This window comes from Fontimonas sp. SYSU GA230001 (assembly GCF_040066175.1).
Taxonomy (GTDB): Bacteria; Pseudomonadota; Gammaproteobacteria; order Nevskiales; family Nevskiaceae; genus Solimonas.
In genome coordinates this window covers 105,899-121,361 of the sequence record NZ_JBEAAM010000010.1, presented here as the reverse complement: position 1 = coordinate 121,361, position 15,463 = coordinate 105,899, and the positions used below count along the sequence as shown (strand labels likewise).

The window sequence follows — 15,463 nt, the reverse complement described above, 5'->3', positions numbered from 1 at the left end:
TCGGCGACGCGGGACAGCGCTACGCTGAAGCTCTGGGCCGCACCGCCTGCCGCCGCGTGTTCCGCGCGGCACGAGCCGGAAGCGCGGTGACGCTGTGGCATGACCGGATGCGGCGAGTCCGTCACTCTGGATGAGGAGTTCATGTCATGAGCACGGTCGATACCATCTCAATGCTCAACCGGCTGATCGTCACCGAGAAGAACGGCGAGGCCTGCCTGCGCGCCGCCGCCGAGGAGGCGCATCACGAAAGCCTGCGCTCGGCGCTGATCGAGTACTCGCGCTTCCTCGGCGAGTCCGCGCACGAGCTGCAGGACGTGGTCCGCGGCCTGGGCGGGCACCCGCGCGAGATCGGCAGTTTCGGCAACACGCTGCACCGCACGTGGATGCACTTGAAGGTTACCGCACTGGGCCGCGACGAGCGCGTCATTCTCGACGAGGTCGAGCGCGACGAGAACGAGGCCGAAACCCTGCTCGCCGACGCGGTCGAATGGGACACCACGCCCTCGGTGCATGCCCTGCTGGAGCGCCAGTACGAGGGCGCGCGGCGACGTCACCAGGCGATCCTCGGCCTGCGCGCGCAGCTGGCGTCGTAGCCGGTCCGCGGTTCGGGAGGTGGCTTTACCGGCGAGGGGCTTAGTAAGATCGCGCGCCGTTTCCCCTGATACGTCGCACCGATCTCATGTCGTCCGTCTCCGAAAGGGCGCTGGCTCCGCTGCCGGCGCTGATCTTCTCGTCGCGCTGGCTGCAACTGCCGCTGTATCTGGGCCTGATCCTCGCCCAGGGTGTCTATGTGGTGCTGTTCCTCAAGGAGCTCTGGCACCTGGTGCACGGTGCCCTCGATCTGGGCGAACAGGAGGTCATGCTGATCGTCCTGGCGCTGATCGACGTCGTGATGATCTCCAACCTGCTGGTCATGGTCATCGTCGGCGGCTACGAGACCTTCGTGTCGCGCCTGCGCCTGGAGACGCATCCCGACCAGCCGGAGTGGCTCAGCCACGTCAACGCCTCGGTGCTCAAGGTCAAGCTGGCGATGGCGATCATCGGCATCTCCTCGATCCACCTGCTGAAGACGTTCATCGAGGCCGGCGCCATCGCCGGCGGCCTGCCGCTGTGCGGCGCGGTCGAGCCGGGCGTGCGCTGCACGACCGTGACCGAGACCGGCGTGATGTGGCAGACCTTCATCCACCTCGCCTTCATCGTCTCGGCGCTGGGCATCGCCTGGACCGACCGGCTGATGCACGCGGCGGCCCGCCGCAACGGCCGCGAGGCGGAGCACTGACGGCCGCGCGCGGACTTGAGGGATTCCCCCATTCCGACCTCCCGCCGCCCCGTGTAGGAGTTCTCCTACACGGGGGCGGCAGGGAGGGCGCCATGGCCTTGTTCGTCGCAGGCTATGTGACGGGGATGCTGGTCACGCTGGCCGTGGTGTTCTTTTTCGCCGCGCTCGGCCGAATGGACGGCGGCGGGGACGACTGACCGGGGTCGGAATCCTTTCGTCGCGCGGTGCCGACCGGCCATCGGTCGGCGGCCTGCAGCCGCCCCCGGGTGGCGCGGCGCTGCATTAGGCTGCACTCACAGCAACAGGAGGACGGCTGTGATGATCTTCATCGGCGGCTACATCACCGGCATGTTCGTGGCCTTCCTGGCCGTGATGTTCTTCAGCGGCATCAAGCAGGCCGACGCGGACCTCGGCGTGCAAGCGCACCCGCTCGAACCGGCGCGCGTGGCGGCGCAGCCGGCGCCCGCGCGGCGCAAGCTGGCCACGGCGCCGCGGCGCAAACAGGCCGTCGTCTGACCGCGGCGGCCGTTGGGCCGCTCACACCGCTGCGGCGTCCTTGAGCAGTCCGCGCTCGCGCGCCATCGTCAGCGCGGTGTCCTCGATCATGTCCTCCTGGCCGCCGACCATCTTCTTGCGGCCCAGTTCGAGCAGGATCTCGCGCGCCGAGATGCCGTACTTCTGCTCGGCACGGCGCGCAAACAGCAGGAACGACGAATACACGCCGGCATAGCCGAGCGTCAGTGAATTGCGGTCGATCCGCACCGGGAAATCCATGATCGGTGTGACCAGGTCCTCGGCGACGTCGGAGGCCTTGAACACATCGACGCCGGTTGCGATGCCCATGCGGTTGCAGACCGCGACGAACACCTCCAGCGGCGTGTTGCCGGCGCCGGCGCCCATGCCGCCGCAGGCACAGTCGATGCGCCGCGCGCCGGCCTCGACCGCGGCGATCGAGTTGGCGACGCCCATCGACAGGTTGTGGTGGCCGTGGAAGCCGATCTCGGTTTCGGGTTTGCACTTCTCGCGCAGCAGGCCGACGCGCGCCTTGACGTCGTCCGGCAGCATGTAGCCGGCCGAATCGGTGACGTACAGGCAGTTCGCGCCGTAGCTTTCCATCAGCAGCGCCTGTTCGACGATCTTCGCCGGCTCGACCATGTGCGCCATCATCAGGAAGCCGACGGTGTCCAGGCCCATCTTGCGGCCGAGGCTGATGTGCTGCTCGGAGACGTCGGCCTCGGTGCAGTGGGTGGCGACGCGGATCGTGGTCACGCCGCAGTCCGCCGCCATCTTCAGGTGATCGACGGTGCCGATGCCCGGCAGCAGCAGTGCCGAGACCCTGGCCTGCTTGAGCAGCGGGATTACCGCGCGCAGGTATTCCTCGTCGCTGGCCGCCGGAAAGCCATAGTTCACCGACGCGCCGCCCAGGCCGTCGCCGTGCGTGACCTCGATCAGCGGCACGCCGGCCTCGTCGAGACCCTTGGCGATGGTCTTCATCTGCTCCACCGTGATCTGGTGGCGCTTGGGGTGCATGCCGTCGCGCAGCGACATGTCATGCACTTTGATGCTGATGCCCTTGAGGTTCATGTGCTTCTCCTTACGCCGCTTCCAGCTTGAGGCGGCCGGCGAGGATTTCTTCCGCGAACATCTCCGCGGTGCGGGTCGCCGACGCGGTCATGATGTCGAGATTGCCGGCGTACCTGGGCAGGAAGTCGCCCAGACCTTCCACCTGCATGAAGGTGGTGACGCGGTTGCCGTCGAACACCGGGCCGTTCACCAGTGTGTAGCCAGGCACGTACTTGCGCACCTCGGCGACCATGTCCTTCACCGAAGCTTCGATCTCCTTCTGCCTCGGCGGTTCCGCCGTCAGGCAGTGGATCGTGTCGCGCATGATCAGCGGCGGTTCGGCCGGGTTGATGACGATGATCGCCTTGCCCTCGTCGGCGCCGCCGATCTTCGCCACCGCACCGGCGGTCGTGCGCGTGAACTCGTCGATGTTCTTGCGCGTACCCGGGCCGACCGACTTCGACGCGACCGTCGCGACGATCTCGGCATACTTGACCTTCTGCACGCGCGAGACGGCGTAGACCATCGGGATCGTCGCCTGGCCGCCGCAGGTGACCATGTTGACGTTCATCTCGCGCTTGCCGGCATGCTCCTTCAGGTTCACCGGCGGCACGCAGTACGGACCGATCGCCGCCGGCGTCAGGTCGATCATCATCACGCCCAGCGCGTTGAGCTTGTCCGAGTTTTCCTTGTGCACGTAGGCGGACGTGGCGTCGAAGGCGATCTGCACGCCGTCGGCTTTCACGTGCGGCACGAGGCCGTCGACGCCCTGGTCTGTGGTCTTCAGGCCGTACTCGCGTGCCCGCGCCAGGCCTTCGGAGGTCGGATCGACGCCGACCATCCACACCGGTTCGAGCAGCGGACTGCGGCGCAGCTTGTAGAGCAGGTCGGTGCCGATGTTGCCGGGACCGATGATGGCGCACTTGATCTTGTTCATGACTGTAATCCTTGAGTTCATCGTCATGCCCGCGCAGGCGGGCATCCAGGGCTTCTGGATTCCCGCTTACGCGGGAATGACAGCCTAGCGCTCGAAGCCAATCGAAGCCTCGCCGATGCCGGCGAGACTCATGTCGAAGCGGTCGCCCGCAACGATGGGAAGAAGAGGGGCCAGCGAGCCCGAGAGAATGATCTCGCCGGCCAGGAAGGGGATGCCGAAGCGGCCCAGCGTGTTCGCCAGCCAGGCCACGGCGGTGGCGGGATGGCCCTGCACCGCGCTGCCCAGGCCAGACGCGATGTGCGCGCCGTTCTTGCGGATGTCCATCCTCACTGCGGCGAGGTCCAGCGCATGCGGCTTGACGCGCTCGCGGCCGAGCACGAACACGCCGCACGAGGCGTTGTCGGCGACGGTGTCCTGGATCCTGATCTTCCAGTCGCGGATGCGCGAATCGACGATCTCGAAGCAGGGGCAGACATAGTCGGTCGCGTCGAGCACCTGGTCCTCGGTCACGCCCGGACCCTTGAGATCCTTCTTCAGCACGAAGGCGATCTCGCCCTCGGCGCGCGGCTGGATCAGCTTCACCCTGGCCAGACTGACGATGCTGCCGTCGTTGACCTGCATCGAGTCGAGCAGGAAACCGAAGTCCGGCTGGTGCACGCCGAGCATGTCCTGCACGGCCTTCGAGGTCACGCCGATCTTCTTGCCGATGATGCGCTCGCCCTCGGCCTGGCGGCGCTCGAGGAAACGCAGCGAGATGCGGTAGGCGTCGTCGATGTCGATGCCGGGCTCGCGGGCCGTCAGCGGTTCGAGCGTGCTGCGCGCGCGCAGTGCGGCGAACAGCTCGTCGCCGAGTGCGGCAATGCGGGATGGGGCAAGGCTCATATCAATTCGTCATCCCCGCGCAGGCGGGGATCCAGCCGCGCCTGCGGAGCTCGAAGCACTGGATTCCCGCCTGCGCGGGAATGACGCTCAAGAAAGTGCGTTTAGCCATTGGCAAGGAAATCGAGCACCGTGCGGTTGAACAGCTCGCGATGCTCGATCATCACCCAGTGACCGCAGCGCGGCACCAGCACCATGCGGCAGTCCGGCAGGCCCTTGGCCAGCCGCAGGATGCCGCTGTCCGGCATCATGTTCTCGTTGAGGCCCCACAGTGCCAGCGCCGGCACGCGGATCTCGCCCAGGCGCGCGGTCAGGTTCGGCACCTTCATCGTCTTGATGACCTGCGGGTTCTGCCGCTTCATCAGCTCCGCGCGCTCGTGCACCAGCTCGTCGGTCACGCAGTCCGGATTGACGACGAAGGCGCTCTGGAAGAACGCCTTCATCTGCGCCTCGCTGACCGGCTTGCCGGCGCCGTACAGCTCGAACATCTGCTTCATGCCCGGCATCGCCAGATAGTCCGGCAGATCGTTGAGTCCGCCCGGCGCCATCAGCACGAGGCGTTCGACGTTCCGTGGGTGCGCCAGCGCGAAGCCCAGTGCGATCGCGCCGCCGAGCGAATTGCCGACGAGGGTGTACTTCTCCACGCCGATCGCGTCGAGCGCCTGCTTCACGCACTCGACGAAGAAGTCGAGGTGGTATTCGACGTCGTCCGGCTTGTCCGAATAGCCGTAGCCGATCAGGTCCGGCACGATCACGCGGTAGCCGGCCTGCACCAGCGCCGGAATGTTCCCCTTGAAGTTGCTGTAGCCGCAGGCGCCGTTGCCGGAGCCGTGCAGGAACACGACCACGGGGCGGCGGCCATCGCCGCCCAGGCTCTCGTCGAGATAGTGGATGCGATAGCCGTTGCGCAGCGTCGCATACTGTCCTTCCGGGACGGGTTTGCTCGGAGTCATGCCAGAGTTCCTCGTGGGAGCGAATGGTCCCGCAAGGGGCTACAGGGCTCTTCGTCCCTTTGGGTGATGGATTGCGGACCGTGGATGACCCAATGTCGCGGCACCACAACACGCAGGAGCGGCTCACGGCCGCGAGGCAGTCGATGAACGAGCAGCAGCGCGTCGTCCTCGTCACCGGCGGCGCCAAGGGCGTCGGCCGCGGCATCAGCGAGTCGTTCCTCGCCGAGGGCGCGTCGGTGATCGTCTGCGGACGCGAGGCGCCGGCCGATCTGCCGGCCGTCGCGGGCCGCAGCGCGACGTTCATCGCCTGCGACGTGCGCGAAGCCGCCGCGCGCGACACGCTGTTCGCGGCGATCCGCGCACAGCATGGCCGCCTCGACGTGCTGGTCAACAACGCCGGCGGATCGCCGTTCGCGCCGGCGGATCAGGCCTCGCCGCGCCTGCACGAGAAGATCATCCAGCTCAACCTGCTCGCGCCGCTGCACCTGGCGCAGCAGGCCAACGCACTGATGCAGCAGCAGGCGCAGGGCGGCACGATCGTGTTCGTCGGCAGCGTGTCGGCGTTGCGGCCCTCGCCGGGCACCGCCGCCTATGGCGCGGCCAAGGCCGGCGTGCTCAGCCTCGTGCAGTCGCTGGCCGTCGAGTGGGCGCCGAAGGTGCGGGTCGTCGCCGTCAGTCCCGGCCCGGTGCTGACCGAGCAGGCCGATCTGCACTACGGCGATGCCGCCGGCGTCGCCGCGGTCGCCCGGACCATTCCGATGCAGCGGCTGGCGACACCCGCGGACATCGGCGCGGCCTGCGTCTGGCTGGCCTCGCCCGCGGCGGCCTACGTGTCCGGCACCAACCTGGTGCTGCACGGCGGCGGCGAACGGCCGGCCTTTCTCGACGCCGCCAACGTGAACAAGCCATGAGAACGCCGCTGAAGTTTCTGGCCGGACTGCTGCTGCTGGCCGTCGCGCTGCTCGGCGTCGGTGTCGCGCTGACCTGGGCGCCGGACCGTTCCGTGGAGCAATTGCAGGCGCGCTGGGCGCCGCCGCCGTCGCAGTTCGTCGAGGTCGCCGGCCTGAACGTGCACCTGCGCGACGAAGGCCCGCGCGAAGACCCGCTGCCGATCGTGCTGCTGCACGGCACCTCGGCTTCGCTGCACACCTGGGACGGTTGGGCCGAAGGCCTCAAGGCCGAACGCCGCGTGATCCGCTTCGACTTGCCCGGCTTCGGTCTGACCGGGCCGTTCGCCGACGGCGACTACCGCGTCGAGCACTACGTGTCCTTCATCGCCGCGCTGCTCGACCGTCTGGGCGTGAAGCGCGTGATCCTGGTCGGCAATTCCTTCGGCGGCGAACTCGCCTGGGAGACGGCCCTGGCATTTCCGGAGCGCGTGGTCGCGCAGGTTCTGATCGATGCGGCGGGTTACCCCTTCGCCGCGGAATCGATGCCGATAGGGTTTCGTATCGCCCGCATGCCGCTGCTGAGTCCGCTGATGCAGCGCACCCTGCCGCGCTCGGTCATCGAGTCCAGCGTGCGCAATGTCTACGGCGATCCGTCGAAGGTCACGCCAGCGCTGGTGGATCGCTATTACGAACTGACGCTGCGCGCCGGAAACCGCGCCGCCCTGCCGCAGCGCTTCGCACAGATGCGCCCGGGTGCCAACGCCGACCGGATCCCGAAACTGACGACGCCGACGCTGATTCTGTGGGGCGGACAGGACCGGCTGATTCCTCCGGCGATGGGCCAGCGCTTCCAGCGCGAGATTGCGGGCAGCCAATTGATCGTCTTCGACGATCTCGGCCACGTGCCGCACGAGGAAGATCCACAGCGCACGCTGTCCGCCGCGCGAGGATTTCTGGTGGCCGCAGATCAGTGACCCACGTGCCGGGCGATGATGTCCTGGATCTGCGCCGGCTCGAAGGCCACATCCCAGCACCAGACGCCGAATCCGCCCTTGGCATTCACCCCGTCGACCCAGGCTTTGAGCGCATCGCGCTTGGCTTGATTCTGCGGAGAATCCTCGCCCTTGATTTCAAGGATCAAGGTCTTGCCGTTGCCGAGCCGGATCAGGAAGTCCGGCACGAAACGCCTGCGGGCACCGCCCCACAGGTAGTAGATCTGGAACCCCAGATGATCGTTCTTCGCATAGGCCGCCACCTGGCTGGCCGCGGCGGACTCCAGCACGTTGGCCGTATGCGCTTCCCAAGCGCTGTCGACGACCACATGGCTGATCTGCGACCTTGACGTGCCCTGGCAGGGCTTGGTCGTGTACCAGGTCCGCATCTGTCGCGTCGTGCCGATCGGGGATTCTTCGTCGAACACCGGCTCGATGCGCTCCAGATTCTGCTCGACGACAAAACGCAGCAAATGCTGCACGACCAGATCAATGTTCAAGGACACCAGGATGCGCTTGCGCAGCGGGTCCTGATGGAACAGCGAGGGAATCTCCAGGCGCGTAGAAGCAATGAACTGCTCGACGAGCCGGATCAGCTGGACGATCAACACTTCCGGGCGTCCGCTGAAGCGGGATGACAACACCTCGAACGCCTTGCGCGCCGCCTTGAAGGTGAGTCGCTGCAAGCGGAACTCATCCGGCAGCTTTTCCAGATCAATCGCGCTGATCTGGCTCCAGTCGGTCGCGCCGCCCAGAGCCGGCGCGATCTCCACCGCGATCGGTGTCTGTGCCGGGTCCAGCCGCAGAACCGTGACCTGGTCCCAGTCCACCACGAGCGTGGGACGCACGACCGTATCGACACGCAGCACGTTCGGCCAGCGAATCTCGCAGGCGTTGCGTTCGGGCAGCGACTCGATCTGCGTGCTCGGCTTCGGCGGGGGCGGCGGCTCGCCTTCGCCGCCCACATCCTGAAACACCGACAGCGGCACGCCGAAGACGTTGACGTACTCCGGCCGGAACAGCTCGCGGGCAACACCGTCCGGCCCCGTGACCGATTCCGTGTCGTAGCTGACGCGGCGCAGTCCGCGACCGATCACCTGCTCGCACAGCAGCTGGCTCGTGAACGCCCGCAGCCCCATGATGTGGGTGACGTTCTTGGCGTCCCAACCCTCGGACAGCATCGCCACCGAAATCACGTTCTGCAGGTCCTGCCCCGGCTGACCGCGTTTGCCGACGTTGTCGACGATCGCGCGCAGCAGCTCTTCCTTCTTAAGCGCCGTCAGGGCTTGCTTGCGATCTTCGGGGATGCGCGCCTGATCGACGATCTCACGCAGGCGGCTCTCGTAATCCTTGTCTGCTGCGGCCGACTCGCCGAGCTCGGCCTTCTCCAGCACCTTCGAGTCCACACGCAGCGTCCGCGCCGGATTGCGCAGCTCCGGCCAGTGCACATCGACGCTGCTGAAATAGCGCTCGATGCGCGCCGCGGTTTCCGTGCGGTTGCAGACCGTGAGCATCACCGGCGGCGATACGTGCCCGGCGGCCTGCCAGTCGTTCAACGTATTTCGCCAATCGGCGCCCAGCAGCGTGTAGGCCTGCTGCACCAGCGGCGGCAAGGGCTCATGCGGCTGCGCGCCACGCCGGTTCAGATCCTCTGCTACCGATGGATCGCGATAGAGGTGGTAGAGCTTGGGGCGCAGCGTGCGCGTATCCGGCACCACGCCATCGCGGACGACCACACGCGGCGTCTTCACCAGCCCCGCCTCGATGGCATCGTTGAGGCCGAAATCGGAGATCACCCAGTCGAACAGCCCCTGCTCGGTATTGGTGCGCCCCGTCGGTGCAAACGGCGTGGCCGACAGATCGAAGCAGCGCTGGATGCGCAGCTCCTTGTGGATGCGGTCCAGTCCCTCGATCCAGCGCGTGGCCTCGTCCAGATCGATGCCCTGCTCCTCGGCCACCTTCCTGCTGATCTTCACGTCGGCCGGAATGCGGTAGGCGTGATGCGCCTCGTCGTTGATCACGACCACATCCTTGTGCACGGCCAGCTTGCCGAGCACGCGCCGCACGAAGGCCTTGTCACTTTCCGCACCCTTCTTGACGACCGAGCGATCCTGTTCCTTGAGCGGCATCAAGGCATGCCAGTTCTCGATCAGGATCTCGGCCTGGTTGAGCCGCTGCCGCAGGGACTCGGACGGGCACAGCCGGAACTCGTCGTAAGTGTTCGCCGGATGGCCGGGCAACAAGACCTGCAGTCGCTCCTTCACCGTCAGTCCCGGCGCGACGATGAAGATCGCCCGCGAGAAGTCCTTGTTGCGCTTCGGGTAGGCCAGTGCGTTGAGCACCTGCCAGGTGACGATCATCGCCATCACCGTGGTCTTGCCGGCGCCAGTCGCCATCTTGTTGCACAGGCGTTCCCACGGACCACCGTTACCGTGGACGAAAATGCCCTGCTTGTGTTCGGCGGTGGCTTCCACCCACCAGATCAGCGTCTCGATCGCCTCGATCTGGCAGAAGTAAAACGGATGCTGGCGCGCGGTCGGATCGTTCCAGTGCTCCAGCAGGCTGCGCGTCACCGTCGTCACGCCCGGATACGAAGCTGCGCGCCAGGCGTCGATGCGCTCGCGGATGCGGTTCACCAGCTCCAGCGGCTCCGTGCGGCGCGTGTTGTTGCGCGTATCGAAGATCTCGTAGCCCGCCGGCCTCCGGCCCTGCATCAGCGTGAGTTGCCCACGCTCGTCCAGCCAGTGGTAGCGCGGCGCCTCGAAGGGCGAGTTGATGATGAGGGACTTGGGCGCGGTCATGTCGATGTCCCGCCCGGCGATCCGGATCGAGTTCTGTAAGCCTGATCGCGGTGTGTCCGCTTGTCGGGGTAACGCAGCTCCAGCAGTTGATCCCTGAGCATGGGGGAAACATAGCTGTCTCTGACCAGGCCTTCACTGCGATCCAGCAGGCGGGCAAGCTCGCGCAGTGTCAGGTAGCGCTGTCGACAGAGGTCGAGGATCACCCGGCGGACATCTTCTGGCGATGAACGCCCCGTTTGCCGGACGGGCGCTGCGATGGCCAACAGCTCTGGATCCGCTGCCGCGCCGATGGTGTCTGCTGTCCGCTCATCCGGCACGTCGTTACCAGGGGGGATCGGAGCCTTATCAGGGGAGACCAGGGCCTTATCAGGGGAGACCGGAGCCTTATCAGGGGAGACCGGAGCCTTATCAGGGGAGATGTCCCCTTCTGATCTCGGAAAGTACCGGGTCCATCGTCCATGCCCGTCCTGAATCAGAAATCCATCGCGGACCAGCCCCCCGAGCAGGCGGGTGATGTCGACCCGATGCAGCGTCAGCATGTTCTGCAGCCGCTGGTTGGTGATCTCCCCTTCGACCTCGGCTGCGACCAGGGCCTGGATCTCATCCGCGGACCTCTGCCGAAACGCCGGACCAAAGCGCGCACTCAGGCGATCCATGATCGCCTCCGGCAAGGTGCTGATCATCGGCAGCACGAGCGTGACGCGATCGGGGCGGAACTGCTCGATCAGACTCGGAGACTGCCAATGCTCCGCCGCCCAGCTTCGTCGAATCTTGTCGATGCCGGACCCTGCCTTGTCGCCGGCACCCAGCATCTGAAACATCAACTGCAGCGACTTGTTGCGGCATTCGCTGATGCCGCCACGCAGAAGCTGCTCGCGGGAAACCAGCAGAGTGCCGGGATTCGAGAACTCCAGCCGGTCGGAATAGCGGTCGATCACGATGCCGCCCTGTCCCGAGTAATCGGCGTGGATCAACGCATTGACCAAGGCCTCCTGCAGCGCCTCGTGCACCGGCGTTGTGGCCTTGCGATAACCGTGCTCATCGGTCCGGAACGGGGTCTTGATGCCCGGCCCGGTACTCAGCTTGGCCGTCACCAGTTGGTGAAACTGAAAGACATTGCCTTCCCAGGTGCCATCCAGCGTCAGGCGATCGGTCCAGCGGACGGCCGGATCATCCGAGTAACGCTCGCGGTAATCGAGATGGAAGCCCGACACCGCGGCCGGGTCGCGAATCGCCGACTCACGCCCGAACATCAGTAGACCGGCAAGCGTCAGCCCTTCACGGCCGCTGGACCGGTCCTGCCGCCAGCCCCCCAGACGCGACAGCAAGCCCCGATCATCCTCCGCAAGCCAGGCATGGCCCGGCCGCAGGGAGGCCATCCGATTGCGAAACTGGCGCAGGGACTCCGCATGCAGATCGTCCCAGCCGAAACCATCGAGGATGCGGCTGTCCGCGGGCTCGTCCGACTGGTCGGAAAACATCCGGCGCACCTCGACATCGCTGCACCGGTAATCGCCTTCGTAGTTCCGCCGGAAGCTGCCCGCGAACGGATCCTTGCCGACATAGACCGGTCGCTCCCGGCGCGACGCACGCGGCACGCGAATGACGATCAGCGATGTTCGCGCATCCCCAACGGGAACCACTTCCACGTCCCGCTCCGAGAGCAGATTGCGGCTCACCTTCTCTCGGTTATTCAGCAGGTTCCACAGATCGGCGCGCAGCTTCTCGGGTTGTTCGATGCCTTGAACCTCCAAGCGCCCGTCGTCCCGCTGCACCACGCCGAGCCAGATCGTGCCGCCCGCCGTGTTGGCAAAGGCGCTGTAGGTCTCCCACAGGCTGGCCGGCAACCCGCCCCGTGCCGACTTGTACTCCACGTCCGCGCCCTCGTAGTACGAGAGCTGCTCGAACAGGTCCATCTGTTGATTCACCGGGCTCATGCCAGCGGTATCACCTTCAGCGACTCGATCCCGCGATCGTCCACGATCTTCACCGCGATCTTGCGGTTCTCGCCGGCCGCGAAGGGCAGGCTCACGGTGCCGTGGAGCTTGTCGAGCAGGGCTTCGTTGAGTTCGGCCTTGATGTCGCGCTTGAGCTTGTTCCAGCCGTCCTTGGCGCCGGCCATCGGGAAGAACACCTGGCGCGGGAACAGGCTGCGTTCGTCATAGTCCGTGTCCAGCGACCACGCGGCGATCTTGCTCTTGCCGCCGGACACCAGCTCGCCCTTGGCGGTGTCGAAGTAGTCGAAGCCGTGCACCTCGACTTCGTACCGGCCGTCCTTGCGCTCGCGCACTTCGACATCCGGCTGGCCCATCAGCCAGAAGCTCTGGTTGCTGGCGCGGGCCTTCTTCAGATCGTCGGTGAGCAGGTCGGTGTTCATCTGCGCCTTGAGCGCGACGATACCCTTGGTGTTGTCGATGTCCTTGGCCGCTTCCGGATCGAAGGTGAAGGCGCAGAACACGATCATCTTCGGCCGCGGGAACAGCTCGCCGGCCTCGCGCATCGCCATCTCCACCTGGCGCTGCTCCAACGCCGCGTGCTCGGGGCCGAAGCTGACGACCACGCGTTCGCCGGTGTCCTTGAGCGTGCCGGTGCAATGCAGATGCCGCAGCGCCGGCAAGGTCTCCAGCTCGGCGAACTTCAGCATCTGCCCGTTCTTGCCGCGGATGCCGGTCTTCATCAGCTCATCGCGCCATCCATGCTGGCGCGCGGATTCGCCCGAGCGGGCAATGCTGGCATCCGCCTCCCAATGACCTGATTGCGGCTGTGCCGACTCATCCAGCGCGAGCACGGTCGGGAACGGCACCGCCTCCACCGTGAACGGGCCGGTGATGCGCAGCTTGTCGCGGCTCACCTGCGGCTGGTCGTACAGCGTCTCCTGATCCGCATGCGCGGCGATGGACTGATCCATGCGCTTCTGCATCGCCTGTCGCGCGGCATGGAAAGCCTCGAACGGCGCCTTCGCCGCTTGCGGCCAGTCCTCCGGAAAATCGAACGGGACTTCCCACTCGCGCAAACCGTCATGCCCGCGCAGGCGGGCATCCAGCCTCTTGTTCAACTCGCCCAGCGCCTGCTCGATCGCCGGATGCATGCGCGCATAAATCTCGTCGATCTCCGGGTTGTTGGCGATGGACTTGAGCGTGACATGCGGCACGGTCTTGTAGATGAAGCCGCCCTTCAGGCCCTCGTGCGGATACTTCAGCTCGTAGTAGTCGTAGCTCGCCGTCATCAACCGCTGCTTGGCCAAGGTGACCGCCACGCGCGAGGTGTCGCAGCTGATCCAGCGCCGGCCCCATTTCTCGGCGACAAAGGCGGTGGTGCCGGAACCGCAGGTCGGGTCCAGCACCAAGTCGCCGGGGTCGGTGGTCATGAGGAGGCAGCGCTCGATTATTCTCTCCGGTGTTTGCACCACATACATTAGTTCCTTTCCGATCTGCATCGATTCCCAACGGTCATCAACCGGGACCACGGGAAAATCATCCAAGTAACGCTTGAAACGGATCGTGGTCGCCGCGTCTTCGACACGGCCGCACTTTGCTAAACGCCCCAAGCCCTCGACCGTCGTTTTCCAGTGCGAGGTCGCCTTGGGACGAAACTCGCGCCCACGAAACCTGAACGTCGGGTCACCGGAAGATTGCCCGTCGGAGATCAGGCTTGTGTGCCGGAACTGTCGCCCGTCAGGCATTGGCTGCTCACCATAAAGCTCGCTGCGCGACAGCCGGCACTCTGCTCCCGACGGCAACTCGACGAAGTCGTAACGAGTGAACGACTTGTCCCCCGGCGTGCGAGGGAGGTAGAGCTGGTGATACTTCACGCACTTTTTGTCCTTCGCGTACCAGACAAGGAAATCGACAGTCGTAGCAAGCAACGTGGCTTCCTGGCTGCCCGTCTTTTGCACCTGAATCACCGAGCAGAAATTCTCCGCCCCCAATACCTCATCCAAGATCTCCCGCACATGATGCAGGTTCTCATCCGAGATCTGCACAAACACGCTCCCCGACTCGTGTAAAAGCTCCTTCGCCAGCAGCAGCCGGTCGCGCAGGTAGGTGAGGTAGGAGTGGATGCCCAGCTCCCAGGTGTCGCGGAAGGCGCGGATTTGTTCCGGTTCCTGGGTCAGGTCTTCGTCCTTGCGGTCTTTCACGTCGCGCTTGTTGACGAAGGGCTGGAAGTTGGAGCCGTACTTGATGCCGTAGGGCGGGTCGATGTAGATCATCTGCACCTGCCCGGCCATGCCCTCCTTCTGCAGCAGGGAGTTCATCACCAGCAATGAGTCGCCGCTGATGAGGCGATTGCTCCAGCCGCGGTCGTGCTTGTAGAACTCGATGGCCTCGCGCAGCGGCAGCGGCTTTTCGAACCAGGCCTGGAAGAAGTCGCCCTGGCCGGCGGCGCCGCTGGCCTTGCCTTGCTTCAACTGCTTCTGCACGGCGGACAGGATCGTCGCCGGGTCGATGCGCTCGTGGACGTGCAGCGAGACGGTATCGACCTCGAAGCTGGTGCGCTCAGCCTTGCCGGTCCAGTTCAGATAGGGGGCGGCCTGGCGCTTGAGCTGTTCGAGCGCGGCGCGCATCACTTCCTGATCGCCGCTGGCGAGTGCGTCATCGATGAGCTTCTCGATCTGGGCGCGGCCAATGTCGAATTGCAGCGCCGGGTCGATGTGCGGGTCGTAGGCCCAGGTGGTCTTCGGCTGCTCGGGATCGGTCTCCGGCGTGACGACGCCGACATCGGGGTTGTTCTTGCGCGTCTGGTCGTGCCGGTAGCTGATGACCTTGGCACCGTCCGCGGGCTTGGCCGCGGCGCGCGTCGGCTGGCCGGGCTGGCGCGGCGGCAGGCTCATCATGGTCTGCCGCTCTTTGGGCCGCTTGGCTTCCTCGGGAATCTCCTGCGCCTGCAGTTCCAGCGGCGCCGGTGCGTTCGCCGAAGATTCACTCTGGGCGCGGCGCACCGAACCGCCGCGGCCCTTGCCGCGCACCAGCGTGCCGGCATCGACCAGCGCGGCTACGGCGTTCTGCACCTCGGATTCTCCGGCCCGCTGCTTGCGGGACGCAGCGGCGGCGATCACCGCCTTGGCGAGGCTCTGGTTGCCGATGCCGCTGCCATCCTTCGGCACGGCATCGAGCACCCACTCTTGCAGTTCGGCCGCAGTCGGCTTGCTCATGATCTCCCGTGCCCCTG

Annotated in this window: 12 protein-coding genes; 5 read left to right on the top strand and 7 right to left on the bottom strand. The window is 65.9% G+C overall.

What is annotated here, in order from left to right:
• Nucleotides 1-146: 146 nt before the first annotated feature.
• From AAG565_RS06775 to AAG565_RS06765, 3 genes are all read left to right on the top strand, one after another.
• Entirely contained in the window at nt 147-593 is a 447-nt protein-coding gene (locus AAG565_RS06775) for a PA2169 family four-helix-bundle protein (RefSeq protein WP_348818802.1), read from the top strand.
• Nucleotides 594-679: 86 nt separating this feature from the next.
• Nucleotides 680-1,279 carry a TIGR00645 family protein gene (locus AAG565_RS06770; RefSeq protein ID WP_348818801.1) on the top strand — a complete coding sequence of 200 codons (600 nt, stop codon included), beginning with the start codon at nt 680-682 and terminating at the stop codon, nt 1,277-1,279.
• A gap of 318 nt (nt 1,280-1,597) precedes the next feature.
• Nucleotides 1,598-1,795, top strand: a complete 198-nt coding sequence (locus tag AAG565_RS06765) for a hypothetical protein (RefSeq protein ID WP_348818800.1) — start codon at nt 1,598-1,600, stop codon at nt 1,793-1,795.
• Nucleotides 1,796-1,816: 21 nt separating this feature from the next.
• Here the strand turns inward: AAG565_RS06765 and dmpG are convergent, their stop codons facing one another.
• From dmpG to AAG565_RS06745, 4 genes are all read right to left on the bottom strand, one after another.
• A complete protein-coding gene (dmpG, locus tag AAG565_RS06760) occupies nt 1,817-2,863 on the bottom strand; it encodes a 4-hydroxy-2-oxovalerate aldolase (protein WP_348818798.1) in 1,047 nt (348 codons plus the stop codon).
• Between the two features lie 10 nt (nt 2,864-2,873).
• On the bottom strand, nt 2,874-3,779 hold the full coding sequence (locus tag AAG565_RS06755; RefSeq protein WP_348818797.1) for an acetaldehyde dehydrogenase (acetylating): 906 nt from the start codon (nt 3,777-3,779) through the stop codon (nt 2,874-2,876).
• An 84-nt stretch (nt 3,780-3,863) separates the two neighbouring features.
• A complete protein-coding gene (locus AAG565_RS06750; RefSeq protein ID WP_348818796.1) occupies nt 3,864-4,661 on the bottom strand; it encodes a fumarylacetoacetate hydrolase family protein in 798 nt (265 codons plus the stop codon).
• A gap of 101 nt (nt 4,662-4,762) precedes the next feature.
• Nucleotides 4,763-5,611: an alpha/beta hydrolase gene (locus AAG565_RS06745; protein ID WP_348818795.1), complete on the bottom strand. Its 849-nt coding sequence runs from the start codon at nt 5,609-5,611 to the stop codon at nt 4,763-4,765.
• A gap of 143 nt (nt 5,612-5,754) precedes the next feature.
• Between AAG565_RS06745 and AAG565_RS06740 the strand changes: the two genes are divergently transcribed.
• Both AAG565_RS06740 and AAG565_RS06735 read left to right on the top strand, forming a co-directional pair.
• Complete coding sequence (locus tag AAG565_RS06740; RefSeq protein WP_348818822.1) at nt 5,755-6,522, top strand: SDR family oxidoreductase; 768 nt, start codon at nt 5,755-5,757, stop codon at nt 6,520-6,522.
• Entirely contained in the window at nt 6,519-7,475 is a 957-nt protein-coding gene (locus AAG565_RS06735) for an alpha/beta hydrolase (protein ID WP_348818794.1), read from the top strand. The genes AAG565_RS06740 and AAG565_RS06735 overlap by 4 nt, the downstream gene beginning before the upstream one ends.
• Here the strand turns inward: AAG565_RS06735 and AAG565_RS06730 are convergent.
• Genes AAG565_RS06730 through AAG565_RS06720 form a run of 3 tightly spaced genes read right to left on the bottom strand, consistent with a single transcriptional unit; the run spans nt 7,469 to nt 15,446 of the window.
• Complete coding sequence (locus tag AAG565_RS06730) at nt 7,469-10,294, bottom strand: DEAD/DEAH box helicase family protein (RefSeq protein WP_348818793.1); 2,826 nt, start codon at nt 10,292-10,294, stop codon at nt 7,469-7,471. The genes AAG565_RS06735 and AAG565_RS06730 overlap by 7 nt on opposite strands.
• Nucleotides 10,291-12,231: an ATP-binding protein gene (locus tag AAG565_RS06725; RefSeq protein ID WP_348818792.1), complete on the bottom strand. Its 1,941-nt coding sequence runs from the start codon at nt 12,229-12,231 to the stop codon at nt 10,291-10,293. The genes AAG565_RS06730 and AAG565_RS06725 overlap by 4 nt, the downstream gene beginning before the upstream one ends.
• Nucleotides 12,228-15,446 (bottom strand): site-specific DNA-methyltransferase, encoded by a 3,219-nt coding sequence (locus AAG565_RS06720; protein WP_348818791.1) that lies wholly within the window; start codon nt 15,444-15,446, stop codon nt 12,228-12,230. Before AAG565_RS06720 ends, AAG565_RS06725 begins: the two co-directional genes overlap by 4 nt.
• Between the last annotated feature and the right edge of the window lie 17 nt (nt 15,447-15,463).